The sequence below is a fragment of the Psychrobacillus sp. OK028 genome, assembly GCF_900103605.1.
In the GTDB taxonomy this organism is placed as follows: Bacteria; Bacillota; Bacilli; order Bacillales_A; family Planococcaceae; genus Psychrobacillus.
Genome location: NZ_FNHY01000014.1, coordinates 1 through 24,962, shown reverse-complemented (window position 1 = coordinate 24,962; position 24,962 = coordinate 1). Strand labels below are relative to the sequence as shown.

The 24,962-nt window shown below is 37.9% G+C and carries 25 protein-coding genes and 2 tRNA genes; 23 read left to right on the top strand and 4 right to left on the bottom strand.

The genetic code is table 11. The annotated features are described in order from the left end of the window. Positions 1 to 293 precede the first annotated feature (293 nt). The 6 genes from yabP to BLR36_RS17850 all read left to right on the top strand — a co-directional run bounded on the left by yabP (position 294) and on the right by BLR36_RS17850 (position 3,931). Positions 294 to 596: a sporulation protein YabP gene (gene yabP / locus BLR36_RS17875; RefSeq protein WP_093063095.1), complete on the top strand. Its 303-nt coding sequence runs from the start codon at positions 294 to 296 to the stop codon at positions 594 to 596. After that, positions 593 to 1,096 (top strand): spore cortex biosynthesis protein YabQ, encoded by a 504-nt coding sequence (gene yabQ, locus BLR36_RS19275; RefSeq protein ID WP_093063094.1) that lies wholly within the window; start codon positions 593 to 595, stop codon positions 1,094 to 1,096. The genes yabP and yabQ overlap by 4 nt, the downstream gene beginning before the upstream one ends. Positions 1,097 to 1,115: 19 nt before the next feature. Next, positions 1,116 to 1,511, top strand: a complete 396-nt coding sequence (locus BLR36_RS17865; protein WP_093063093.1) for an FtsB family cell division protein — start codon at positions 1,116 to 1,118, stop codon at positions 1,509 to 1,511. Positions 1,512 to 1,650: 139 nt separating this feature from the next. Beyond that, positions 1,651 to 2,082 (top strand): S1 domain-containing RNA-binding protein, encoded by a 432-nt coding sequence (locus tag BLR36_RS17860; protein ID WP_090570830.1) that lies wholly within the window; start codon positions 1,651 to 1,653, stop codon positions 2,080 to 2,082. 174 nt (positions 2,083 to 2,256) lie between these two features. Beyond that, a complete protein-coding gene (locus tag BLR36_RS17855) occupies positions 2,257 to 3,462 on the top strand; it encodes an EAL domain-containing protein (protein ID WP_093063092.1) in 1,206 nt (401 codons plus the stop codon). 19 nt (positions 3,463 to 3,481) lie between these two features. Next, positions 3,482 to 3,931, top strand: coding sequence for a DinB family protein (locus tag BLR36_RS17850; RefSeq protein ID WP_093063091.1), 450 nt, complete (start codon positions 3,482 to 3,484; stop codon positions 3,929 to 3,931). 103 nt (positions 3,932 to 4,034) lie between these two features. On the opposite strand, the gene BLR36_RS17845 is transcribed toward BLR36_RS17850, so the two are convergent. Further along, positions 4,035 to 4,106 (bottom strand) — tRNA-Glu (locus BLR36_RS17845). An 8-nt stretch (positions 4,107 to 4,114) separates the two neighbouring features. Next, positions 4,115 to 4,188 (bottom strand) — tRNA-Met (locus tag BLR36_RS17840). A 227-nt stretch (positions 4,189 to 4,415) separates the two neighbouring features. Between BLR36_RS17840 and BLR36_RS17835 the strand changes: the two genes are divergently transcribed. The 7 genes from BLR36_RS17835 (at position 4,416) to BLR36_RS17800 (ending at position 13,871) form a co-directional block, all read left to right on the top strand. Further along, entirely contained in the window at positions 4,416 to 6,791 is a 2,376-nt protein-coding gene (locus BLR36_RS17835) for a SpoIIE family protein phosphatase (RefSeq protein ID WP_093063090.1), read from the top strand. Between the two features lie 342 nt (positions 6,792 to 7,133). Then, positions 7,134 to 8,531, top strand: a complete 1,398-nt coding sequence (gene tilS, locus BLR36_RS17825; protein WP_093063088.1) for a tRNA lysidine(34) synthetase TilS — start codon at positions 7,134 to 7,136, stop codon at positions 8,529 to 8,531. A gap of 11 nt (positions 8,532 to 8,542) precedes the next feature. Then, the gene (gene hpt, locus BLR36_RS17820) at positions 8,543 to 9,085 is read left to right on the top strand and encodes a hypoxanthine phosphoribosyltransferase (RefSeq protein WP_093063087.1); all 543 of its coding nucleotides are present in this window, start codon (positions 8,543 to 8,545) and stop codon (positions 9,083 to 9,085) included. A gap of 97 nt (positions 9,086 to 9,182) precedes the next feature. After that, complete coding sequence (gene ftsH / locus BLR36_RS17815; protein ID WP_093063086.1) at positions 9,183 to 11,183, top strand: ATP-dependent zinc metalloprotease FtsH; 2,001 nt, start codon at positions 9,183 to 9,185, stop codon at positions 11,181 to 11,183. A 116-nt stretch (positions 11,184 to 11,299) separates the two neighbouring features. Then, entirely contained in the window at positions 11,300 to 12,082 is a 783-nt protein-coding gene (locus BLR36_RS17810) for a type III pantothenate kinase (RefSeq protein WP_093063085.1), read from the top strand. Then, positions 12,083 to 12,964, top strand: a complete 882-nt coding sequence (gene hslO / locus BLR36_RS17805) for an Hsp33 family molecular chaperone HslO (RefSeq protein WP_093063084.1) — start codon at positions 12,083 to 12,085, stop codon at positions 12,962 to 12,964. Next, complete coding sequence (locus tag BLR36_RS17800; protein ID WP_093063083.1) at positions 12,948 to 13,871, top strand: peptidyl-prolyl cis-trans isomerase; 924 nt, start codon at positions 12,948 to 12,950, stop codon at positions 13,869 to 13,871. The genes hslO and BLR36_RS17800 overlap by 17 nt, the downstream gene beginning before the upstream one ends. A gap of 83 nt (positions 13,872 to 13,954) precedes the next feature. On the opposite strand, the gene BLR36_RS17795 is transcribed toward BLR36_RS17800, so the two are convergent. Beyond that, complete coding sequence (locus BLR36_RS17795) at positions 13,955 to 14,923, bottom strand: sensor domain-containing diguanylate cyclase (RefSeq protein WP_093063082.1); 969 nt, start codon at positions 14,921 to 14,923, stop codon at positions 13,955 to 13,957. 27 nt (positions 14,924 to 14,950) lie between these two features. Further along, positions 14,951 to 15,748, bottom strand: a complete 798-nt coding sequence (locus tag BLR36_RS17790; protein WP_093063081.1) for an alpha/beta fold hydrolase — start codon at positions 15,746 to 15,748, stop codon at positions 14,951 to 14,953. A 258-nt stretch (positions 15,749 to 16,006) separates the two neighbouring features. Between BLR36_RS17790 and cysK the strand changes: the two genes are divergently transcribed. The 10 genes from cysK (at position 16,007) to lysS (ending at position 24,541) form a co-directional block, all read left to right on the top strand. Then, positions 16,007 to 16,930, top strand: coding sequence for a cysteine synthase A (gene cysK, locus BLR36_RS17785; protein WP_093063080.1), 924 nt, complete (start codon positions 16,007 to 16,009; stop codon positions 16,928 to 16,930). Positions 16,931 to 17,118: 188 nt separating this feature from the next. Next, on the top strand, positions 17,119 to 18,498 hold the full coding sequence (locus BLR36_RS17780) for an anthranilate synthase component I family protein (protein ID WP_093063124.1): 1,380 nt from the start codon (positions 17,119 to 17,121) through the stop codon (positions 18,496 to 18,498). Next, positions 18,495 to 19,085, top strand: a complete 591-nt coding sequence (pabA, locus tag BLR36_RS17775) for an aminodeoxychorismate/anthranilate synthase component II (protein WP_093063079.1) — start codon at positions 18,495 to 18,497, stop codon at positions 19,083 to 19,085. The genes BLR36_RS17780 and pabA overlap by 4 nt, the downstream gene beginning before the upstream one ends. Next, positions 19,086 to 19,925 carry an aminodeoxychorismate lyase gene (pabC, locus tag BLR36_RS17770; RefSeq protein WP_093063078.1) on the top strand — a complete coding sequence of 280 codons (840 nt, stop codon included), beginning with the start codon at positions 19,086 to 19,088 and terminating at the stop codon, positions 19,923 to 19,925. It abuts the gene before it with no gap. Next, a complete protein-coding gene (folP, locus tag BLR36_RS17765) occupies positions 19,925 to 20,782 on the top strand; it encodes a dihydropteroate synthase (protein ID WP_093063123.1) in 858 nt (285 codons plus the stop codon). Before pabC ends, folP begins: the two co-directional genes overlap by 1 nt. A gap of 5 nt (positions 20,783 to 20,787) precedes the next feature. Continuing rightward, entirely contained in the window at positions 20,788 to 21,153 is a 366-nt protein-coding gene (gene folB / locus BLR36_RS17760; protein WP_093063077.1) for a dihydroneopterin aldolase, read from the top strand. After that, positions 21,150 to 21,671 carry a 2-amino-4-hydroxy-6-hydroxymethyldihydropteridine diphosphokinase gene (folK, locus tag BLR36_RS17755; protein ID WP_093063076.1) on the top strand — a complete coding sequence of 174 codons (522 nt, stop codon included), beginning with the start codon at positions 21,150 to 21,152 and terminating at the stop codon, positions 21,669 to 21,671. Before folB ends, folK begins: the two co-directional genes overlap by 4 nt. Further along, positions 21,623 to 21,844 carry a helix-turn-helix domain-containing protein gene (locus tag BLR36_RS17750; RefSeq protein WP_093063075.1) on the top strand — a complete coding sequence of 74 codons (222 nt, stop codon included), beginning with the start codon at positions 21,623 to 21,625 and terminating at the stop codon, positions 21,842 to 21,844. Before folK ends, BLR36_RS17750 begins: the two co-directional genes overlap by 49 nt. Next, positions 21,844 to 22,869: a tRNA dihydrouridine synthase DusB gene (dusB, locus tag BLR36_RS17745; protein WP_093063074.1), complete on the top strand. Its 1,026-nt coding sequence runs from the start codon at positions 21,844 to 21,846 to the stop codon at positions 22,867 to 22,869. Before BLR36_RS17750 ends, dusB begins: the two co-directional genes overlap by 1 nt. 181 nt (positions 22,870 to 23,050) lie before the next feature. Next, positions 23,051 to 24,541: a lysine--tRNA ligase gene (lysS, locus tag BLR36_RS17740; protein ID WP_093063073.1), complete on the top strand. Its 1,491-nt coding sequence runs from the start codon at positions 23,051 to 23,053 to the stop codon at positions 24,539 to 24,541. The last annotated feature ends 421 nt before the right edge of the window (positions 24,542 to 24,962 follow it).

The following is a 24,962-nucleotide window of genomic DNA, read 5'->3' as shown; positions in this document are numbered from 1 at the left end:
TGTCATTTGTCCCGCATTAACGGGCAATAGCGTGAGCTGAGTAACCCGTAGGAGCATATGTTTTCGTAGTTAGGAGGCTGAGGACAGGCTCTCGGAAAGCGTCTACCTGCAAAGGAAATCAGTAGTATTATTCAATAGTTCTAGTTCTTTAATATTCAGGAACACAGGAATCTAGACAAATACCAATTAAAAATTAAATGTTTCTTATAAATTATGAAAAAAAGCATGGTAGTTGTCATGCTTTTTTTTTATGCGCATACAATAAACTAGGACAAGGAGAGGAGAGAGTATATATGCAATATCAAGCAGAAAATCAAACTATTACAATTCCATCGGGGGACCATTTGATTTCTCTTAGAAATCGTAAGCGCATGGACCTGACATCTGTAAAATCTATCGAAAAATTTGATCAACAAGAATTTTATGTGAGAACTTCTCAAGGTATACTTCACATCAAAGGAGAAGACTTAAAAATTGTCCATCTGGATGTTGATAAAGGGTTATTAACTTTAGAAGGAATCGTTCGAGCGATGCAATATGATGAAGAGCAAAGTTTAGACGGAGCTAGAGGATTACTTCATAAATTATTCGGATGACACTCTCATTACAATTCTTTAGTCTGTTACTAATGGTCTTTAGTGGGGTATTGGTAGGAGCGATAATCGAAGGGACGCGCTTTGTTATGGGAAGTTTCCCAAGGCGTTCCCTCGTTTATAAATATCGGGTTTTTCTTGAAATCATTGTATGGATCACCCTTGGAATAGGTACTTTTTATATACTTTTTGAAGTACGAGATGGCATATGGAGAATTTATGACCCGTTAGCACAAATAGTAGGTATCCTCCTATACGATCAGCTATTTCAACCGGTGTTTCGTCTAATTGGTAGAATCTTTTTACGTTTGATTATCCAACCAATTTGGTGGATGATTCGCTTCATCTGGCTAGTGGTAAATAAAATTATTTATCTTATCTGGAAACTTATCTCCTTTGTTTTTAAACCATTTCATTTTTTATTTCTAAAAACGTGGCATTTGGCACTTCAGAAAAAGCCGAACTTCCGTTATAATAGAAAATACACGAAAAAAATGAAATAGTTTGATAGGAGAGAGCAAAATGGGAGAGAAGCAAAGAAACGTACCAGTAAGGAAACAAATTGCATCGATTAATACTGATTATGTTCGCTCTATCGAACGCCAAGAAAATCGAAACAAAGCAAAAAAGGTTCGTTTAGCGAGACGGTTAGTTTTGTTTGCTATTGTATCTGTAGCGCTAGTGGGATTTTTAATATCTACTTTGCTGAACAGTAAAAGTGCATATGAAGAAAAACAGCTTGAAAAAGAACAAGTGGCCCAACAGCTTGAACAAGTGAAAGAAGAGCAAGAAATTCTTAAAGTACAAATATCAAAGCTGAACGACGATGAGTACATTGGCAAACTATTAAGAAAGCAATATTTCCTTTCCGATGAAGGTGAAATTATTTTCACTTTACCTGGAAAAGAGGAAAAATAATTAAAAAAAACTAAGAGCAAAAGAGTAGTCTTATTGACACTCTTTTTTTGTTAGCTATAATAAGGGTAAGGGTTTGAAAGATAAAATCATACAAATTCTTTAAAGAGTCGCTTAAATTTTAAGGAGGAGCATTTTTTTTATGTCAATTGAAGTAGGCAGCAAGGTAGAAGGTAAAGTAACAGGAATCACAAATTTCGGAGCATTCGTCGAACTACCGGGAGGCTCAACAGGACTTGTTCACATTAGTGAAGTGGCGGACAATTATGTAAAAGATATTAATGAGCATCTGAAGGTTGGAGATGTTGTTGAAGTTAAGGTGATGAATGTTGAAGCGGATGGCAAAATCGGATTATCTATTCGAAAAGCAAAGCCTCAAGCGGAAAGACCAGAGAGACCGGAACGTCCTCAGCGTCCTAGAAATAACAATCGCCCAAATGATCGCGATCGTCCTAGCAAAGAGAATTTTGAGCAAAAAATGGCTAGATTCTTGAAAGATAGTGAAGATCGTTTGTCTACGTTAAAGCGCGCTACAGAATCTAAGCGCGGTGGCAGAGGCGCCAAAAGAGGATAATTTGCTGTCTGTTTTATCAGTAGAAAAAATGTCATATAGATAAAAAGGTGTTGGGTTTTGCTAACACCTTTTTTTTGTACACAAAATAAGAGATTAAGCATATCCTTAAAATAAGGTAAACTAAATTTTAAATACTAATATTCGTATGTTTTGAAATTTTGAGGAGGTTATTTGATGGATGCAATGGATGTACTAACGAATATAGAACATGTAAAAGCATATTATCAGCCGATTTTTAGTGCGGACGAACATATTGTAGTAGCTTACGAAGTTTTAGGGAAGCTTGTAGCTGGAGAAAAGCTTATTAACTTAAATTCTTTTGCATATGATGAGGATATTCCGGTAGAGTATCGTTTAGAAGTCGAACATAAAATTCTTCGTTTGGCCCTCTCAGAGCTAAAGGATAAGGCGAAAGATTACGATATATACTTACCATGCAATGCAAATTTACTCATATTAGATTATGGGGAGAGTTACTTCGAGATTATCAACGAATATGTCCCTGAGGATTTGCTTTCGCGAATTGTACTAGTCCTTTCAGAACATGATTATAAAGGGGATTTTAGTCAACTTAGTAACATACTTCGATATTATGGCACATATGGTATGAAAATAGCTATAAATCAAGTAGGTCCGGGAAGTCATATAGATTATATAAAAATGCTGTCACCAAATATATTAAAGGTAAATATTGAAAAACTAAGCTATGAGTCGTGGAGTGCTCAAAATGATTTATTTACATCCTTAGGATCACTAGCACATAAAATAGGTGCCAATATGTTATTTGAAGGAATTGATAGTGTGCACCAACTTCAATTTGCTTGGAAAAACGGTGGACGATATTATCAAGGGAAGTATTTGGCAGACGCTCAGACAGATATAATTTCAAGAGATTTGTTAAAAGATCATTTCAAAGAAAAGTGCCAACAGTTTATTACTACAGAAAAGCGGTTACTTGAAGAAAAATACAATGAGTTTAAAAAACTGCAGAATATGTTAGAAAAAGCAATTGGACATGTAAATCCAACTAGCGACAGTGTAGAGCTATTATTAGTGCTTGCTAAGGAATTAGAAGATTGTTCATTCCGTATATATATTTGTGATGAAGACGGATTTCAACTATCTCCAAATATAATGCGTGTCGACAAAAAATGGGATGTGCAAGAAGATGCCGTCAATAAAAACTGGAGTTGGCGTCCGTACTTTTTAAAAACGATTATCAAAATGCGCAATGACCAGAGTGGAGAGTTTTCCGATATGTATAGCGACATTGTTACTGGAGAAATGATGCGTACATTCTCTATTCCGCTAAATGACAGGGAGTATTTGTTTATAGATATTTCTTATGACTACTTGTTTAAACATAATATCTTTAGATAAGTAAACGGAGGTTTAACTAGTGACGAAAGAAGAACTACTGAAAGCACATAGAGAATATATTAATTGGTTAGATTCTTTAGCTACATTAGACGAAGCAAAAGCAAAAGCTTCTTATGCAGAAGGAAAATGGTCACCAAATGAAATAATAATGCATCTTGGGGAATGGGATCGATTTACTTTAAAACAACGTTTACCCAATATGAAAGAAGGCGAAAAGCTTGAAGGGTTTCCAGATTTCGAAACGTTTAATGCAAAAGCCGCAGCCCTTGCTCATGAACAAACATTTAAAGAAACCCTTTCTTATGCAAAAAAACAGCGACAATATATTATTGAAAAGCTACAGCAAACAGATGAAATAGAATGGGACAAGATTTTCCTCATTGGAAATAGTGAAACCTCTATTCGTAGCTATTTCACAGATTTTTTAGAGCATGATGAGCATCATAGGAAACAAGTATCATCCGTATAATTTATATTCCATACTGCTTTGAGTGAGTAATAACTTCGACAAATAGTTTATTTTTTGACATAAAAAAGCAGTTCCTATTGTTTAGGAACTGCTTTTTATTAGATGACCCCTACGGGATTCGAACCCGTGTTACCGCCGTGAAAGGGCGGTGTCTTAACCGCTTGACCAAGGGGCCGTGAAATATGGCGGCCGAGGGGATCGAACCCCCGACCTCACGGGTATGAACCGTACGCTCTAGCCAGCTGAGCTAGGCCGCCGTTTTTTACGAACAAATTATATATTACAAGCGTTTTACTAAAGTGTCAATAACTCTTTAAAGAAATTTTAAAAATATCAAAAGAAAGTTTGTTTTAAAAATTCCTATTATTTAGTTTATTAGCTGATGCCGTCGAAAAGTTATTTGAAGTATATGTCAGAAACAGACATACTTTTTGTAGCAATACTCGGTATACTTCCATCAATAGTTGAATAGGAGGTATTCGTTTTGAAGACGGTTTATGAACAGGAACAAAAACGTAATATATCTTTGAGAAAGCTCGGAGAAGGTTTTAAGGCCAAAAGAATTACTATTTTCTTTTCATTCGTTTTTCTGCTTTTGTCATTTTTTCTAGCACAGGTTGTATTGTTCGAAGCTTCGGTTCCGTTTTTTCTTCCTCTTTGGGCGCTGGTTAATCTGCGGTTTCAACGCTTTGTCCCCTGGGCGGTTGTAGGTGCTATATGCGGAAGTTTTACGCTAGGGTTTGGACAAGTTATTATTCATGCAGTACAAGCATTATTATTTCCGTTCTATCAAAATAGATTTATCAATAAAATTCCTTTACCTATATTTGTACTGATCGACGTTGTATGTATACAGATTGTATGGCAGTTTGTTTCATATGGCGGAGAGATACCAGTTTCCATTTGGCTGGCCATCGCATATGAAGGGGTCTTAAGCTTGTTTATGACTATCTTTTTATTTCAGTTATTCCTTCCATTCCCAGACTTATTGCATAAAAGATGGACGGGAGAAAGGATGGGGGCTGCACTACTAATAGGAGCACTTGTATTAACTGGGATGTCCTCTTATATAGTTGGATACGTTTCGATTCCGCTTATGGCAGCGCATCTCGTAATTGCCGTGGCAGCTGCTATTGGTGGAGTCCAACTTGCTACGGTTGTCGCCGTGCTTTCGGGAACTATACTGAGTATATCTAAACTCAGCTTTAGTGGAATGATTGCAGTATATGCTGTAACAGGCTTCTTGGCAGGATTGCACAAGCCTTTTGGTAGACTATGGCAAGCCTTTAGTATGCTAGGTGCAACCTTTTTCTTTATATTATATGATCGAACTTTACCTCTAGATTCTGTGTATATTGGTTCTCTTGTTATTGCTTCCTTATTATTTTTTATCGTTCCGTCTTCCTGGATTAAAGAATTGAAGGATCAATTATATCCTGATACAACAAGTGTCCTATTAAGGAGACAAAAGTGGATGACGGAAAAAGTAAATCATCAGCTTCAAGAATTCCAACATTTTGTAGACTTTATTACACGGTTTATATCCGAGAGGTTTGATTCGAAAGCGTTAAGAAAAGACCATAAGACAGAGCCACTGCCTATTTGTCGTGCTTGTTTTCAGTATGAAAAGTGTTGGGGAGAGAAATCCAATGGCATGCCTGTACTGATAAAGGAATGGGAGGAGCAACCTAAAAAATCCAGAATGCAAACAGAGACTAGAATTCAATATAAGTGTGTAAAACCAATTCAAGTGATGCATGAGTTGAAGGAAAAAGAGGCTAAACAACAGCTTACTTATGAATTGCAGCACGGAAAAAAGATGTTCGCACTCAAATTGAAGGATATGGGAAATCATATGAGCGAACTGATGAGCAACTTAGAAAACAATATTACTACGTACTCATCTCATGAAGAGGTCATTAAACAAAAATTCCAGCAAGCGAATATACCTTTCTTTCAAATAGATGTATTGAATATAGAGATTGGGCAAATGGAAATTGTCTGCTGCTTACCTATTGAAGCAAGAGCAAAAATGGTAGGAGAACGTTTAATCGTTCCGCTATTTTATGAACTTTGGAATGAACCGTTTGAAATTACAGCAATGAAAGAAATCCATCATCCGTATGAACATATTCAATTGACCTGTAAATCGTCCGTTCGTTTTCAAATAACACATGATGTATATACATCCTCTAGTAAAAACACAATTTACTCAGGTGACGCACATGCAGTGTTCCCGCTACATCCAGGGCTGATGGCGGTTATTTTATCGGATGGCATGGGTAATGATATAGAGGCACACAGAGAAAGTAGACGTGTCATGCAGTTCATGAGGGAATGTCTAAATAAAAAAATGGATCCAGAAACAACAATGCATACACTTCATTATTTGATGAGCCTACAAAACGACAATGACAGCTATGCAACAGTCGATCTAGCGTTGATAGATTTGCAAAAAGGAGAGCTTTGGTCTTGGAAAGCCGGAAGTATGTCGACCTATTTAGTTCGAGGCAACGAAATGAGAAAAATTGAAAGTAAGCATGTTCCATTTGGTTTCTTGCCAACCTTCACGATTGAAGCAAGAAAAATGGAACTAAAAGACGGTGATGTATTGGTCATGTTATCAGATGGAGTATTCTCAGGAAACACCACTGTCGAAAAACAAGAGCAATATTATCAAAAAATATTACAGGACCCTACAATGAATGCAGAACGTTTTGTAAAAAAATTAGAAGAAACATACTCACTACCAGGAGACGACCGAACCGTTATATTCATGCAAGTAGAGCATGTAGTACCAGAATGGTCCCTCTTCACACCACGCCAAGCAGCCAAATACCAAGAAAAAATGGTACACTAGAAGAAAAGCGGAAGGTGCCCGTTAGCCTCGACAAGCGCTGGAAGACAAACGGTAAAGGCGTCCTTTGCCTTAACCGTATGTCTGAAGCGACTCGAGAGGCTGGCACCTGGAGTCTGGACAGAGAAGAAAAGCGGAAGCGCCTATGTCTGCCCCGACTGGCGCTGGAAGAATTTCGTGGAAAGGCGTCCTATGCCTTTCTCGAAATTCTGAAGCGAACCGAGGGGCAAGGCGCTGGAGCTGGACAGAAAAGAAAACCGGAAGCACCAACAATGTAAATGTCCGCCAAGTCCTAAGACAGGCGGACGAATTACTAGTAGGTTGATCAATAATTGAGGTGGAAAAATGCATCCGTTTATTATAAAAGTAAAAAAATATATAGAACAGCATCAACTCATTCAAAGTGGGGATCGTCTTCTTCTCGCTTGTTCTGGTGGAGCGGATTCTGTTGCTGCAGTACTTACCTTCTATGAACTTAAAGAGTTTTATAACATTAAGTTAGGGATCGTTCACACGGATCACCAGCTTCGAGGAGATGAGTCTGCTGGAGATATGGACTTCGTTGAACAATTGGCTAATAGATTAGACATACCTTTTTATGGAGCGACACTTGAAGTGCCTGCAAGAGTGGAAGCAGAAGGTGGAAATGTTCAGGTAATATGCCGTGAAGAGCGATACGCTTATTTCGATACTATTATGCAACAAGAGCATTTCGATAAGTTGGTACTTGGACATCATGCAGATGATCAGATAGAAACAATAGTGATGTCATTAGTAAGAGGATCTTTGGCATCCTCTCTTACGGGAATACCGATAACAAGACCTTTTTCCAACGGGAGCATCATTCGTCCATTTTTATGTGTAACAAAGGAAGAGATATTGGACTTCGTTCAGGTCCAGGAGCAATCCTATAGACATGATCCTAGTAACGACAAACATACATATACTAGAAATCGTTTGCGTCACACCGTGGTACCACTTCTTCGTCAAGAAAATGTGCATGTTGCAGATAGTATCCGGACGTTCGTGGAGAAACAGCAACAGGATGATATTTTTTTACAAAAGCTTGCTAAAGAAAAATTTGACCAGCTTGTGACAATTCAAAGTAAATCGAGCTTTTTTATGGATACAATAGAGTTTAGTGAAATTCCAGTTGCTTTACAAAGAAGAGTGATTCTAATACTATTAAAGTATCTGTACGATAGCTCCAACACGCTATTAAATAATCGTTTAATTGAATCTATTTTAGCTGCTTGTAATGAGCAGGATGGTAATACAATGATTCATTTGCCGAAAGGTTTTTTCCTCAAACGTCATTACAGTCAAGTTCAGTTTTCCTCTTATCCGATACATTCTCTACCAATTCAAACTCAACTAATTGATGAGGATTGTTGGAGCACAGTTGGTGCCGGTTATTCTATATACCTGACTAGAAACTTAAACGAGCAGGTTCCTTCCGATGAAAAATGGTTTATCCAACTGGAAAATGATTCATTACCTCTATCTGTCCGACCAAGGATGGAAGGAGATCGAATCCATTTAAAAGGGATGTCTACTCCAAAAAAGGTTTCACGATTGTTTATTGATGAAAAAATTCCGACTGAAGAACGAGTGGTTTGGCCAATACTTGTATCAGCTAAAAATGATATAATGGCTGTAATAGGTCTTCGTTACGGACAGCAATTTGAAAAGAATAGAAATACGCAAAATTTTGTACTATACGTTAGAGTTATTAAGCCATAGGAGGATTAACTATGTTGGAAAAGGATATTTTAGAAGTTTTGTTAACTGAGGAAGAGATCAACCAAAAAACACGTGAATTGGGAGCCTTATTAACGGAAGAGTACAAGGATCAGTACCCACTTGCAATTGGAATATTAAAAGGTGCAATGCCTTTCATGTCCGATTTGATGAAGCGTGTAGATACATACATTGAAATGGACTATATGGATGTATCGAGTTATGGAAATGCAACGGTTTCTTCAGGTGAGGTTAAAATCGTAAAAGATTTAAACACAAGTGTAGAAGGCCGAGATATTTTAATAATTGAAGACATTATCGATAGTGGGATGACGCTAAGTTACTTAGTAGATCTATTTAAATATCGTAAAGCAAAATCGATTAAAATTGTTACGTTATTAGACAAACCAACCGGAAGAAAAGTAGACCTAAAAGCTGATTTTGTTGGCTTTGAAGTACCAGATGCATTTGTAGTTGGATACGGTCTAGATTATGCAGAAAAATATCGTAACTTACCGTATGTAGGTGTTTTGAAGAAAGAAGTTTACAGTTTTTAGTTTTAAGCCTAGTTAGAAGGCTTTTCATTGTACGTCCAAAATTTCGTGTGATAAGATTATCATTAGTTTTTCTGTTTACCTTGTGAGGAGGCTGGGAATGAATCGAGCATTGCGCTACGCCATATTATACTTATTAATATTCTTTGTGATCGTTGGGATTTTTGCTACTTTCAATACGAGCAACACAACCACAAAAAATATTAAGTTTAACGAATTTATGACTTCTTTAGAAAAAGGAGAAATAACAAGTATTACATTACAACCTGAATCGGGAGTTTATTACGCTGAAGGTGAAATGAAAGGCTATAAAAAAGGAGAGAAATATTTAGCGATTCTCCCTTATAATAGCGAAGACGTACAAGCAAAAATTTATACATTGGCAACATCCAATTCAGTACCCGTGGAATATAAAGAAACGCCTAAAACAAGTGGCTGGGTTCAATTCTTCACAGGATTATTACCGTTCTTAATTATTATCATTTTATTCTTCTTCTTATTAAGTCAATCACAAGGCGGTGGTAACCGTGTGATGAACTTCGGTAAGAGTAAAGCGAAGCTGTATGATAACGATAAGAAAAAAGTTAGATTTAATGATGTTGCTGGTGCCGATGAAGAAAAAGCTGAATTAGTAGAAGTAGTAGACTTCTTAAAAGATCCACGTAAATTCGTGGAAATTGGAGCTCGTATACCTAAAGGGATTCTATTAGTAGGTCCTCCGGGTACTGGTAAAACATTACTTGCTCGTGCAGTAGCTGGTGAATCTGGCGTGCCATTCTTCTCTATTAGTGGTTCGGACTTCGTAGAAATGTTTGTCGGAGTAGGGGCTTCTCGTGTACGTGATTTATTTGAAAATGCGAAGAAAAACGCACCATGTATCATCTTTATCGATGAAATTGATGCGGTAGGTCGTCAACGTGGAGCGGGACTAGGTGGAGGTCACGATGAACGTGAGCAAACACTTAACCAATTACTTGTTGAAATGGATGGTTTCGGTGCAAACGAAGGTATTATTATCGTTGCTGCAACGAATAGACCAGACGTTTTAGATCCAGCACTTCTTCGCCCAGGTCGTTTTGACCGTCAAATTACGGTAGGTCGTCCAGATGTTAAAGGTCGTGAAGCAGTACTTAAAGTACATGCACGTAATAAGCCACTTGATGAATCAGTGGATTTAAAAGCGATTGCACAGCGAACACCAGGATTCTCTGGAGCGGACTTAGAAAACTTATTAAACGAAGCAGCTTTAGTAGCGGCTAGACGTGATAAAAAGAAAGTTGATATGCGAGATATTGACGAAGCTACTGACAGAGTTATTGCAGGTCCGGCTAAATCAGGAAAAGTTATCTCTGAAAAAGAGCGAAATATTGTTGCGTACCATGAAGCAGGACATGTGGTTGTTGGATTAACTTTAGACGATGCTGAAATCGTACATAAGGTGACGATTGTTCCACGTGGTCAAGCAGGTGGTTACGCAGTGATGCTTCCTAAAGAAGATCGCTATTTCATGACAAAACCAGAATTACTTGACAAAATCTCTGGATTACTTGGTGGTCGTGTAGCAGAAGATATTATTTTCGGTGAAGTTTCAACCGGAGCTCATAATGACTTCCAACGTGCAACGGGCATTGCTAGAAAAATGGTTACAGAATATGGGATGAGTGACAAGCTTGGACCAATGCAATTCGGTCAAGCTCAAGGAGGCAATGTCTTCTTGGGTCGAGATTTTAACTCAGAACAAAACTATTCAGATGCAATTGCTTATGAAATTGACCAAGAAATGCAAACAATGATTAAAGAGCAATATAATCGCACAAAACAAATATTAACGGAAAAACGTGAGTTATTAACATTAATCGCAAAAACGTTACTTGAAGTTGAAACTTTAGATGCTGCTCAGATAAAACATTTAGAAGAGCATGGTACACTTCCTGAACGCTCATATGATGAGTTAGATCAACAAGCTGCCATTGAGCTTAAAAAAGAAGAAGTATCCGATGCAGTAGGAGCTCCTGCTGATCCATCTATTGGTGATTTGCCAAAAGAACAAGGCTCACTAAATGAGACAGAGAGCCCGGTTCAAGAAGAACGTAGAGATTAATAGATAACAATGAAAGCTGATTGCCTCCTTTTAACTCGAGGCAATCAGCTTTTTTCTTCGTCTCTTTATATGGTATGATGTTTGGGAATCTCAACAAAAAAGTGAGGAAAAGCTAGATGATACTTGTCTTAGATACAGGAAATACTAATATTGTATTAGGGGTTTATGAAAATGATAAGTTAATCCATCACTGGAGAATGGAGACCGATCGTTTAAAAACAGAGGATGAATATGGCATGCAGGTTAAGGCGTTGTTTTCTCATGCTAATATCTCTTTTGATGAAATAGAAGGTATTATTATTTCTTCTGTAGTTCCACCTATTATGTTTACATTAGAAGCGATGTGCAAAAAATACTTTGGTATTAAGCCAACTGTAGTAGGTCCTGGAGTTAAAACAGGATTAAATATTAAGTATGAGAATCCACGTGAGGTTGGGGCAGATCGGATAGTAAATGCTGTAGCTGCCATTCATGAATACGGAAGTCCTTTAATCATTGTGGATTTCGGAACTGCCACGACCTATTGTTTTATCAATGAACGTGGAGAGTATATGGGGGGAGCGATTGCCCCTGGTATTGGTATTTCAACAGATGCATTATTTAACAGAGCCAGTAAGCTCCCACGTATAGAGCTGACAAGACCTGAAAATGTTGTCGGAAAAAATACGGTTGCTGCTATGCAAGCTGGAATAGTTTACGGATATGTAGGACAAGTTGAGGGTATCGTAAATCGTATGAGAAAGGTATCGAAACAAAATCCAAAAGTAATAGCTACAGGTGGTATGGCTTCCTTAATTGGTGAAGAAACTACTATAATGGATATTATTGATCCATTCTTAACGTTGAAGGGTTTATATTTAATTTATCAACGAAATCATGATGAAAGAGGTAATAGATAAATGAGCGATTATTTAGTAAGAGCTTTAGCTTTTGAAGGAAGTGTACGTGCATTTGCAGCTCGTACAACTGACACTGTGGGAGAAGGTCAAAGACGACATGGTACTTGGCCAACAGCATCCGCTGCACTTGGAAGATCGATGACAGCTGCACTAATGATGGGTGCTATGCTAAAAGGCGAAGATAAGATAACGGTGAAAATAGAAGGTAATGGTCTGGTTGGTCCAATGATTATTGATAGTAACGCCAAAGGAGAAGTGCGTGGTTATGTGACTAATCCTCAAATTCACTTCGACTTAAATGAACATGGAAAATTAGATGTTCGTCGCGCTGTAGGGACAGAAGGTACACTAACGATTGTAAAGGATTTAGGTATGAGAGACTTCTTCACTGGTCAAGTGCCAATTGTTTCAGGTGAAATCGCCGAAGACTTTACCTATTATTTTGCTGTTTCTGAACAAGTTCCTTCTTCTGTAGGACTTGGAGTGCTTGTAAACCCAGACAACACTATTCTAGCTGCTGGTGGGTTTATCATCCAACTAATGCCTGGAACGGATGATGAAACGATTACAGAGATTGAAAAACATTTATCTAAAATGGAGCCAGTTTCTAAACTAATCGAAAGAGGATTAACTCCGGAAGAAATACTATTTGAAATTTTAGGTAAAGAGAATGTACGAATTTTAGATTCTGCTCCTGTTTCATTTGAATGTAATTGCTCCAAAGAAAGATTTGGGAATGCTATTATTACACTAGGAGAGAAGGAAATTCGTGAAATGATAGAAGAAGATAACGGAGCAGAAGCACACTGCCATTTCTGTATGGAGAAATACCAGTATTCAGTAGCTGAATTGGAGTCATTTATCGATGAAATCAACGCGTGATTACGATAATGCACCAGCTAAAAGACGTTTAAAAACTAAACCGGTACTAGTGGTGCTGAGTATTCTTCTAATAGGTAATCTACTGTGGTTCATCGCATGGTTAATACCGAATGATTCGAGTAAAACGAATCATTCGGAAGAAGTGGCATCCGTTGCGGGCAAAGTTATCACAAAAGAACAATGGATGGGTTCAATGGAATCGATTTATGGCAAAGAAGTATTATTAGATATGGTGAATGCTGAGGTTATGGAAGCTGCTGCTAAAAAGTACAAGATTAAAGTATCGGATGCTGAAGTGGACTTAGAGCTTGCTTTAATCCGTTCCACACAAGAGAGCACTTCCTTACAATCCTATGATGAAGAAGTACTACGTAAGGATATCCGCTCTCGTTTAATCTTAGAAAAAGTGTTAGCTAAAGATATAGTCATTGATGATGATGCTATTAAAGAATTCTATGATAACAACAAAAATTTGTACAATACCTCCACGTCTTATCGAACTAGCGTCATTTATGTTAATACGGAGGCAGAAGCAAATAAAGTTGTGAAAGAATTAGAAAATGGTTCTTCCTTTGAAGGGTTGGCGAGAGAACGATCTGCTGATGCAAGTTCCGCAAGTCTCGGTGGAGATATCGGATATGTATCTGAAGGAAACGAATCGGTCGATAAAGCCTTAGTAAGTGCAGTACAGAATACAGATAAAGGTAAATGGAGCAAACCGATAGCTTTAGCAGATGGTAGATTCGCCGTTGCGATGGTGAAGAGTGTATTCGAAGGTCAATCCTTCTCCTATGACGATGTAAAAGAACGTATTCATAGAGAACTTGCACTTGATCAGCTGCCCCAATCTGTTACTCAGGAAGCTTTTTGGCAAGAGTTTGATGCAGATTGGGTTTATAGTGAATGATTGATATTTAAAGAGACCATCTTCGTTTACCAAGATGGTCTCTACTAATTTAGAATACTTTAATGAATTAATGAATATATATATTAACTTAAAGATGCGTGTGTAACTTTATTCCTTCCGTTTTCCTTCGATGAATAGAGAGCATTATCTGCCTTTGTTAGAATTGAGGTTGTTGTTTCACAAAGATTACTAGTTGCTACTCCAATACTTACTGTAATCTTGTCTACCGCCCATTTCGCTGTTTCAACTCTACTTCTTAATTGCTCTGCTTCGTTTAAAGAATTTTCTTCATTTGAGAAGGGCATAATTACAACAAATTCTTCCCCGCCGTATCGAGCAATAATATGTCCTTTTGGAAAGAATTCTGTTAATAGTTTAGCTAATTGTATTAAAACTTTATCCCCAACTGGATGCCCTCGTGTATCATTAACTAATTTAAAATGATCGACGTCGAGCATTAAAAGTGAAAAGGGACTATTGTGTTGTTTAGATTGCAATATATATTCGTTCAGTTTTTCAATGAAGAATCTGCGATTATTTAAACCAGTAAGTCCATCGGTAATGGAAAGAGTTTCGAGCTTCTGATTTAATTTTATTAACTCGGATTGCTTTTGTTCTAGAGCAAGATGTAGTTGTTCCATTTTTGCTAAAGCGGCATCCTTCTCTCGATAAGCTTCCTCTACTAATATTTTAGCATTACGTATTTCCTGTTCATAATCTATCCGTTTCCCCATATGTACAAAAATACAATCTACCACTTCCGTTTGCTCGTAATATTTCCCGTTAAATAGTACAGGAATGACTGTACCCGTACTTCCTTTTAAGTTTAGATATATTTCATCGACATATCCATTTAATTGTATAAAAGGATAAAAGTATGAGTGGAACAATAATTTATTGGCAACGGACATAATAGACTCAATATGATTGGAGATTAAATTGTCTTGGGTATAGTTTCCCATCTCAAGGAATGTATCATTTACATCTAAAATTATTCCTTGTGGCGTCATGGAAACGTAACCACACGGCAAGTTTTTCCACCTATTATCCATCAAATTACATCCTTTCCATTGAGCTAATTACGTTAGAAAATTGTTTATACAATTAATCGTTTCTTGTGGATGACTTAGGTGAGGGTAATGTCCTTTTGCTTCCATTAAGTAAAGCGTACTATTCTTCATATGCTCATGTAAATAGTTACCTACCATTAGAGGTACGATACTATCATCGGAACATTGCATTATTAATGTGGATACTTTCGCCTGACCTAAATCTGCACGGTGATCAGAGAAAAATGTAGTTTCTGCGAATTGCCTAGTTATTATAGGATTCGATCGAGTGAAGCTATTTTCTAGTTCTGCAGTGAGTGCAGGTACTTCAGGATTATTCATGCCAAGAGGCGCCATAAAGCTAGCCCAGCTAAGATAATTCATTTCCATCATAGTGAGTAATTCTAGTACATCGTTTTTTTCGAATCCACCATGATATTTGTCTCCATCATTAATATAGCGAGGAGAAGGGCCAATCATTACCAATTTATAAAAGGACTCTGGACGTTCAATTGAGGCAAGCATGCCAATCATGGAACTGACCGAATGTCCGACAAATATAACGTCGTTAAGTTTAAGTGTTTCAATAATATCTAAAACATCTTGAGCATATCCGTGAAGTGTACTATATTTTTCGAAATCATATGCAGTTAGATCTGAATTTCCTGAACCTACATGATCAAACAAAACCACTCGATAATTCTTTTCAAAAAACGGTGTAATATATCTCCACATATTTTGATCACAGCCAAAACCATGTGCAAATATGATTGTTTTATCTCCTTCACCTAAAACTTTTACATGATTCCTAACCAGTACAGTACTCATAAAAAAACTCCGATCATATTATATTGGTTTCAACTAAATTTGAGGTATAAATCTCCACAAAAATTCTCTGAATCAATAAGCTATTCAACTATTAATCATACACTCTTTACTTGTTGTTTTCTAGATGTCGATTATCCATCTTTAGTTCTGAATGAAATTACTTAACATCGAATGTAATATTATTGACAATTCTTCTAATTCATTGGTATGATTAAAAAAATAAAGCCTATTAAACAAGTAGGAATTGGGAGTGGGAAAATGACGAAGTTAGCGCAGTCTGTATTGGATTTAATCGGTAAAACACCAATCGTAAAATTAAACCGTGTAGGAAATCCTGAAGATGCAGAAGTGTATGTAAAACTGGAGTACTTTAACCCAGGAAGCAGTGTGAAAGATCGTATCGCATTTGCCATGATTCAAGCGGCTGAAAAAGAAGGCAAGTTAAAGGAAAATGGAACAATTATTGAACCTACAAGTGGTAATACGGGTATCGGACTTGCGATGATTGCTGCAGCAAAAGGCTACAATGCTGTATTAGTTATGCCAGATACTATGAGTTTAGAACGTAGAAACCTACTTCGTGCTTATGGAGCTGATCTTGTATTGACTCCTGGGGCTGACGGCATGAAAGGTGCGATTGCAAAAGCGGAGGAGCTTGCTAACGAAAATGGGTGGTTTATGCCACAGCAGTTCAATAACGAAGCGAATCCAGAAATCCATCGTATAACAACAGGACCTGAAATTGTGGAAGCATTTGACCAATTAGATGGCTTCGTTTCAGGTATTGGTACTGGTGGTACAATTACTGGGGCTGGTGGAGTGTTAAAAGAACGATTCCCAGAAATCCATATTGCAGCGGTAGAGCCTACAGATTCTAATATTTTATCTGGCGGTAAACCAGGACCTCATAAAATTCAAGGAATCGGTGCTGGATTTGTACCTAACGTATTAGATACAAAACTCTATGACTCGGTTATTCAAGTTTCGAATGAAGATGCGTATGCAACTTCTCGTGAAGTAGCGAAACTAGAAGGTATTCTTGGAGGAGTTTCTGCAGGGGCAGCGATTTACGCGGCTCTTCAACTTGCTAAACAGCTAGGCAAAGGCAAAAAAGTATTAGCGATTGTTCCTGACAACGGCGAACGCTACTTAAGTACACCTTTATACCAATTCGAAGACTAATAATATAAATAGAATATAAAAAGAGGAGCAGTTATTGCTTCCTCTTTTTTCTTTGGAAATCTTTTTTAAAGTAGTTCCTACACCTTTCTTAGTAGCGAAAAGTAGTCTTTTCAAGTTAAGATGAAATCAAATCGTTTTTAGGGGGATTTGAGGAAGTGAATATCAAACTGGAAACACATGCTTTTCATATGACGAAAGAATCTTTTTTCTATGCATATAAAATGTTGACGAAGGAAGAAATATACAGTGTTTTTTTAGAAAGTGGCAGAGGTGGACATTTATCTGTCGCTGCTTGGAATCCGATAGCTGTCACAAAATCAGTTGAAAACGGCTTGCATATTCAGTGGAAAAGTGGCGAGCAAGAGGTACGTGTAGGGGAAGCATTAGAGGAATTAGAAAAGCTAGTTTCTGAGTACAGATTACCTTACGAGCAAGACTTACCTGAATTTCAAGGTGGGGCAATTGGTTTTATAAGCTATGATTATGCAAGAAAAATAGAAGTTTTACCACATCTAGCTGAAGATGATTTGCATATACCAGATACCTATTTCCAACTTTACGATTGCTGGGCAGTGTTAGATGTTAAAACAGAAACAGTCAAGTTAATGAAGCTATCAACCTGCAAAGTAGATTTAGTTGAACTTGAGCAAGAATATAAGAGAGCGGCGGAGAATGGAATAGACTCAAGAATGTTCCACCCTGGAGCTGCAATGGAAATAGCTGAAGATCCTGCTGAATTGTACGTATCGGTAAGTTCAAGTGAATTTGAGGACGCGGTTACGAAAGTTCAACAGTATATAGCGCAAGGAGACGTCTTCCAGGTGAATCTTTCTGTTAGACAATCGAAACGATTGAACATCAGTCCAATAGCAATGTATGAGGCGCTACGAGCATTTAATCCTTCTCCTTATATGGCGTACATACAAGCACCGGAGTTCTCGGTTGTCTCTGGTTCACCCGAACTTTTAGTAAAGAAAAAAGGAACTGAGTTATCTACGAGACCAATAGCGGGGACAAGACCTCGTGGGAAAAGTGAAGCGGAAGATATAAAACTAGCAAATGAATTGATCGAAAACGAAAAAGAACGAGCAGAGCATGTTATGCTAGTCGATTTAGAGCGAAATGACCTTGGGCGTGTGTCGGCATACGGAACAGTGGAAGTGGATGAGTTCATGGTAATTGAAAAGTACTCCCACGTGATGCATATTGTCTCTAACGTAAAAGGAACCCTTCGATCTGGGACATCAAATACGGAGATTATCCGAGCGATGTTCCCTGGTGGAACAATTACAGGGGCACCTAAAATTCGGACAATGGAAATAATTGAAGAGCTTGAGCCAGTTCGTAGAGGATTATATACAGGGTCCATTGGCTGGTTAGGATTTTCGGGTGATCTAGAATTTAATATTGTGATTCGCACAGCGTTTATTCAAGATGGGATGGCTCATATTCAAGCGGGGGCTGGTATCGTTATTGACTCGGTACCGAGTGCGGAATACGTGGAATCATTAAACAAAGCAAAAGCAGTATGGCAGGCGAAGGCTATGGCAGAAGGAGAACATAAATGATTTTAATGATTGATAACTACGATTCGTTTACGTATAATCTCGTTCAATATATTGGCGAATTAGGAATCGAAGTGAAAGTAGCACGCAATGATGAGCTAACAATAAATACTATTGAAACGTTATCTCCTCAAGTTATCGTTGTGTCCCCTGGACCATGCACACCAAATGAAGCAGGCATTAGTTTAGAAGTAATCACACACTTTGCAAATAAAATTCCGATTTTGGGTGTTTGTTTAGGTCATCAGGCGATTGGGCAAGCATTTGGCGGAAAGGTTATTCGCGCAGATAGGTTAATGCATGGAAAAGTCTCTCCGGTTTTTCATGATAGTAAAGGTGTGAATACCGATATGCCAAATCCTTTTCGAGCAACCAGATATCATTCTTTACTTGTGGAAAGAGAATCGTTCCCAGATTGTTTGGAAATTACCGCTTGGACGGAAGAGGGCGAAATAATGGGGCTTCGCCATAAAAACTATCCTGTGGAGGGCGTCCAATACCACCCTGAGTCGATTATGACAGAGGAAGGTAAAAAGATCATCCGTAATTTTATTGAAACGTATAGTTTTACTGCTAAGGAGAGTATATAAATGGATGCTTGGAAGGACGGACTGTTTTACCGAGCAGACGAGTTAATGGTATCTGCATATGACCATGGTTTTTTATATGGGCTGGGTCTTTTTGAAACGTTCCGAACGTACAATGGAAAAGTTTTTTTATGGGATGCTCACTGGGATCGTTTGTGTCGGGCTCTTTCCGATTTTCGTATAGCAATGCCCTATGAAGAACATGAGCTATTGTCTGTAGTAGAAGCACTTACAGAAGCGAATAACGGGGAGGATGGTTATTTTCGTTTGAATATTTCGGCTGGTATTCACGATATTGGTCTACAACCTTCACATTATAAGAAGCCGACTGTGATTTTATATCGCAAAGCATTACAAGTTGCACCTAGGGGCACGGAGAAGTCTGCTGTCTGGCTAGATACAGTAAGAAATACTCCGGAAAGTGGTACACGTCATAAATCACATCACTATGCTAATAATGTACATGCTAGATTCGAAGTGGAATCGCTAGCTTCGTGTGAAGGGTTTTTCCTGACAGCGGAAGGATTTATAGCAGAAGGAATAACTTCCAATATTTTTTGGTCTATTAATGGGAAGGTGTACACACCATCTTTGGAAACGGGTATTTTAGCAGGTACAACTCGTGATTGGGTGATGAATTGTTCTTTATTTGAAGTTGAAGAAGGTTTCTTTTCTAAAGAGATATTAGAAAAGGCGGATGAGGTATTTATTACAAATGCCATACAGGAAATCATCCCCATTAAGCAATTAGGATCAAGCCGGTTCTTGGGCAATACGGGACCTATTTACAAAGCATTGCATGATACTTATATAAGATGCATACAGCGAGAAAGGATCGAATGATGAATTTACATAATAATAGTGGTCGCTTTGAAGCAGGTGGAGTTACATTAGACTTTCATAAAGAAACAATAGTGATGGGTATATTGAATGTTACACCCGACTCTTTTTCTGATGGCGGTAAATTTAATGAAATAGAAGCAGCAGTGGCAAGAGCAAAGCAAATGGTGGCAGACGGAGCGAAAATAATAGATGTAGGCGGAGAGTCTACAAGACCTGGTTATACGCTTATTTCAGATGATGAGGAAATTGCTCGTGTTGTTCCCGTCATTCAAGCGATAAGAGCAGAAGTAAACGCTGTAATTTCTATCGATACGTATAAATCAAATGTTGCAAAAGCTGCGGTACTTGCAGGTGCGCATGTGATCAATGATATTTGGGGAGCAAAAAGAGATCCTGAAATAGCTAAAGTTGCAGCAGAGCACGGGGTACCGATAATTTTGATGCACAATAGGGATAACGAAGTGTATACAGATTTCTGGTTAGATGCAAAAAATGATTTAGAAGAAAGTATTCATATTGTGAAGGCAGCTGGTGTGCCAGATGAACATATTTGGTTAGACCCAGGTATTGGCTTTGCCAAATCAACCACTCAAAACATCTGGATGATGCAGCATTTAAACGAATTAGTCGAGATGGGCTATCCTGTTTTATTGGCAACATCCCGTAAAAGATTAATCGGCAACGTGTTAAATCTTCCTGTCGATGAACGAGTGGAAGGCACTGGAGCAACTGTTTGTTTTGGTGTTCAGCTTGGATGTCATATGGTACGCGTGCATGATGTAAAAGAGATGACGCGTATGACCAAAATGATGGATGTTTTGACGGGGAAAGTTAAGTATGTTGAAAGTGAGGTATAATCTAAATGGATTATATACATTTGAATGAGTTAGAATTTTATGGATTTCACGGGGCGTTAAAAGAAGAAACGAAGCTGGGTCAAATATTTCGAGTGACAATCACCTTAGCGTGTGATTTAAAAAAAGCGGGCGAAACCGATAATTTAGAGGAAACAGTAAATTACGCAGAGGTTTTTGAATTATGCAAAGAAATTGTGGAAGGTAAACCCTATTTATTAATAGAAGCGGTTGCCGAAAAGATTGCTTCTTCTATCTTAGAGACATATGAAACGAAGGTTAGTGGCTGTCGTATCCAATTAGTGAAACCAAACCCACCGATTGTCGGGCACTACGCTTCCGTAGCAGTTGATATTACTAGAGGAACATTATGATGAACAGTGTTTTTATATCGCTAGGATCTAATATAGGAAATCGTCTTGACTATCTTCAGCAGGCAGTACGTTTACTGCAGCAGGTGGAACAGGTAAACGTAGTCAAAGTATCCTCGGTTTATGAAACAGACCCAGTGGGCTATGAGGACCAAGCTGCGTTCTTGAATATGGTAGTGGAAATCGAGACTTTATTGTCACCGCATGAAATATTAAAAAGATGTAATGAAATAGAAGCGCAACTAGGTCGGACTAGAGAAATTCATTGGGGGCCTCGCACCGTAGACCTTGACATTTTGTTGTATAATGAAGAGAATATGAAAACGGAAGACCTTATTATTCCGCATCCACGGATGATGGAAAGAGGCTTCGTGCTTATACCACTTGTGGAATTACAAGCAAATTTAGTAGATCCACAATCTAAGCAGTTAATAGCAGATGTTGCGCATGTTCAGAAAGAAGGCGTCCATTTATGGAAAACATTCGATGGGGTCGACGCATTCGTGCATTTCGCAGGTTAAAAATGGTGAAGCAAGTTGAACTTGCAAAAGAAATGGATATGTCTGTGTCTATACTTGGTCAAATCGAGCAAGGAAAAAGAATTCCGAGTGAGGAGCAGTTAGAAAAAATTGCTTCGATACTTCATATACAAGTAGAAGAATTAAAGGGAGAAACAAAGGTAGGTGAAGAATAATGACAAATGCAACAACAAAACCGTTTAAAATAGGTAATCATGTGATGGATAATCGAGTAGTATTAGCACCAATGGCAGGTATTTGTAACTCTGCATTCCGATTAACAGTAAAAGAATTTGGAGCAGGCTTAGTATATGCGGAGATGATCTCGGATAAAGGGATTGTACAGAAAAACGAAAAAACATTGAGTATGCTTTATATTGACGAGCGTGAAAATCCACTGTCACTTCAAATTTTCGGTGGAGAAAAAGAAACGCTTGTCGAAGCAGCTAAATACGTTGACCAACATACGTCAGCGGATATTATTGATATAAACATGGGTTGTCCTGTAAACAAAATCATTAAATGTGAAGCTGGAGCTAGAATGCTTCTGGACCCTAACAAGATCTATGAGATGGTAGCGGCAGTAGTAGATAACGTAAAAAAACCAGTGAGTGTTAAAATGCGCACAGGTTGGGATGAAGAACATCTTTATATGGTGGAAAATGCCCAAGCAATCGAACGTGCGGGTGGATCAGCAGTAGCTGTACATGGTCGTACTCGCGTTCAAATGTATGAAGGACATGCAAACTGGGATTTGATACGTCAAGTGAAAGAGGCAGTAAATATTCCTGTTATCGGAAATGGAGACGTCAATACACCAGAGGACGCGAAACGCATGCTAGATGAAACTGGAGTCGATGGTGTTATGATCGGTCGTGCAGCCCTTGGCGATCCATGGATGATTTACCGTACAGTAGAGTATTTGGAAACTGGGCTTTTAAAACCAGAGCCAACTGTCCAGGAAAAAATGGATGTATGCTTACTACACTTTGATCGCTTAGTAGCTTTAAAGGGCGAAAAAATAGCAGTTAGAGAAATGCGAAAACACGCATCTTGGTATTTAAAAGGGATTCGTGGAAATGGTATAGCAAGAAACGTGATTAACCAAACAGAAACGGCAAAAGAATTAAGAGATTATTTACGTGACTTTGGGAAAGAATCTACTTATGAGTATGAAGCAGTAAAATCTATTGTCATTTAATCATCGATGAAACAAAGGGCTGTCACTATACGTGGCAGCTTTTTCCGTTTCAACACATAATCAGAATAATTGAAAAAATATCTTCTGTTAGAAAAAGATGATTAGAATGCAGAAATTGTGTACAATAAATGCAACGTGAAAAAAGTAACTACGGATAATAGGTAGTGGAGGAGTGACGGACATGTCTAACTTAGAAGAATTAAACGATCAACTTTTGGTGAGAAGACAAAAGATGACTGCAATACAGGAAAAAGGATTAGACCCTTTTGGAAGTAAATTCGAGCGATCGCATTTAAGTAACGAAGTAGTTAATGAATATGAGCAATTTACAAAAGAACAATTAGAAGAAACACTTCATGAAGTCACTATTGCTGGCCGTATCATGACTAAACGTGGAAAAGGGAAAGCGGGATTTGCTCATATACAAGATCTTGGTGGCCAAATTCAAATTTACGTTCGTAAAGATGCAATTGGTGAAGAAGCTTATGAGTTATTTAATACTGCTGACCTAGGAGATATTGTTGGTGTTCGGGGAAATGTCTTCCGTACACAAGTTGGAGAGTTGTCTGTTAAAGCGACTGAGTTTACATTCCTAACAAAATCTCTACGTCCAATGCCTGAGAAATTCCATGGCTTAAAAGATGTAGAGCAGCGTTATCGCCAACGTTATTTAGATTTGATGACGAGTGAAGAAAGTAAAAACACTTTTATTACTAGAAGTCGTATAATCCGTGCAATTCGTCGTTATTTAGATGGTGAAGGATATCTAGAGGTTGAAACGCCAATGCTACATACAATAGCCGGTGGAGCAGCGGCACGTCCATTCATTACACACCACAATGCACTGGATATGGAATTATATATGCGTATCGCAATTGAATTACATTTAAAACGCCTTATAGTAGGTGGATTAGAGAAAGTATATGAAATTGGTCGCGTATTCCGTAACGAGGGAGTTTCAACACGTCATAACCCTGAATTTACAATGATTGAACTATATGAAGCGTATGCGGATTACAATGATATTATGAATTTAACGGAAAATTTAGTTGCTCATGTAGCGCAAGATGTATTAGGGTCTACAACTGTAACTTATGGCGAAGAACAGATTAATCTTGCACCAGGTTGGAGACGCTGGCATATGGCGGATGCAGTGAAAGAAACTACCGGTGTTGATTTCTGGAAAGAGCTCACGAAGGAAGAGGCACACGCATTAGCTAAGGAACATGGAGTAGAAGTTAAACCTTCTATGGAAGTAGGGCATGTATTAAATGAATTCTTCGAACAAAAAGTAGAAGAAACATTAGTGCAACCAACATTCATTTTCGGTCATCCAGTAGAAGTTTCACCACTTGCGAAGAAAAATCCAGAAGATGGTCGCTTTACCGATCGTTTTGAATTGTTCATAGTTCGTCGTGAACACGCAAATGCATTTACTGAGTTAAATGATCCTATTGATCAACGTCAGCGCTTCGAAGCACAAATGGTGGAAAAAGAAGCTGGTAACGATGAAGCTCATGAAATGGACGAAGACTTCTTAGAAGCGTTGGAATATGGAATGCCGCCAACAGGTGGTCTTGGAATCGGAATTGACCGCTTAGTAATGTTATTAACTAATGCAGCATCTATTCGCGATGTACTATTATTCCCAACAATGCGTCATAAAGATTAAGATAGACAAATATAGATGGCGAGTTATTACTATTTGTAGTAGCTCGCTTTTTATATTCCTACTATATATTGTATGTGTAGTGTTCGTTCTATTTTTTTTAGAAAAAGTTGAGAAAAGCACTTGCCATAACAATTTACAGGTGGTATAGTTATCAAGTTGTCATTTTCATTAGTGACTTACACAAAAAACAAATAAAAAAAGTTGTTGACAACGATATCAGGATTTGTTATGATATTAAAGTCGCCAAAACGACATAACGAATTGAACATTGAAAACTGAACATGCAAAACGTTAAGAAATATAGCTTGAAGGATTAACTTGATTAATCTGATAGCAAAACAATTTGGACATCATTTAATGATGATGCCAGCAAAACAAAATGAGCTTTTTAAGTTCTCTATTATGGAGAGTTTGATCCTGG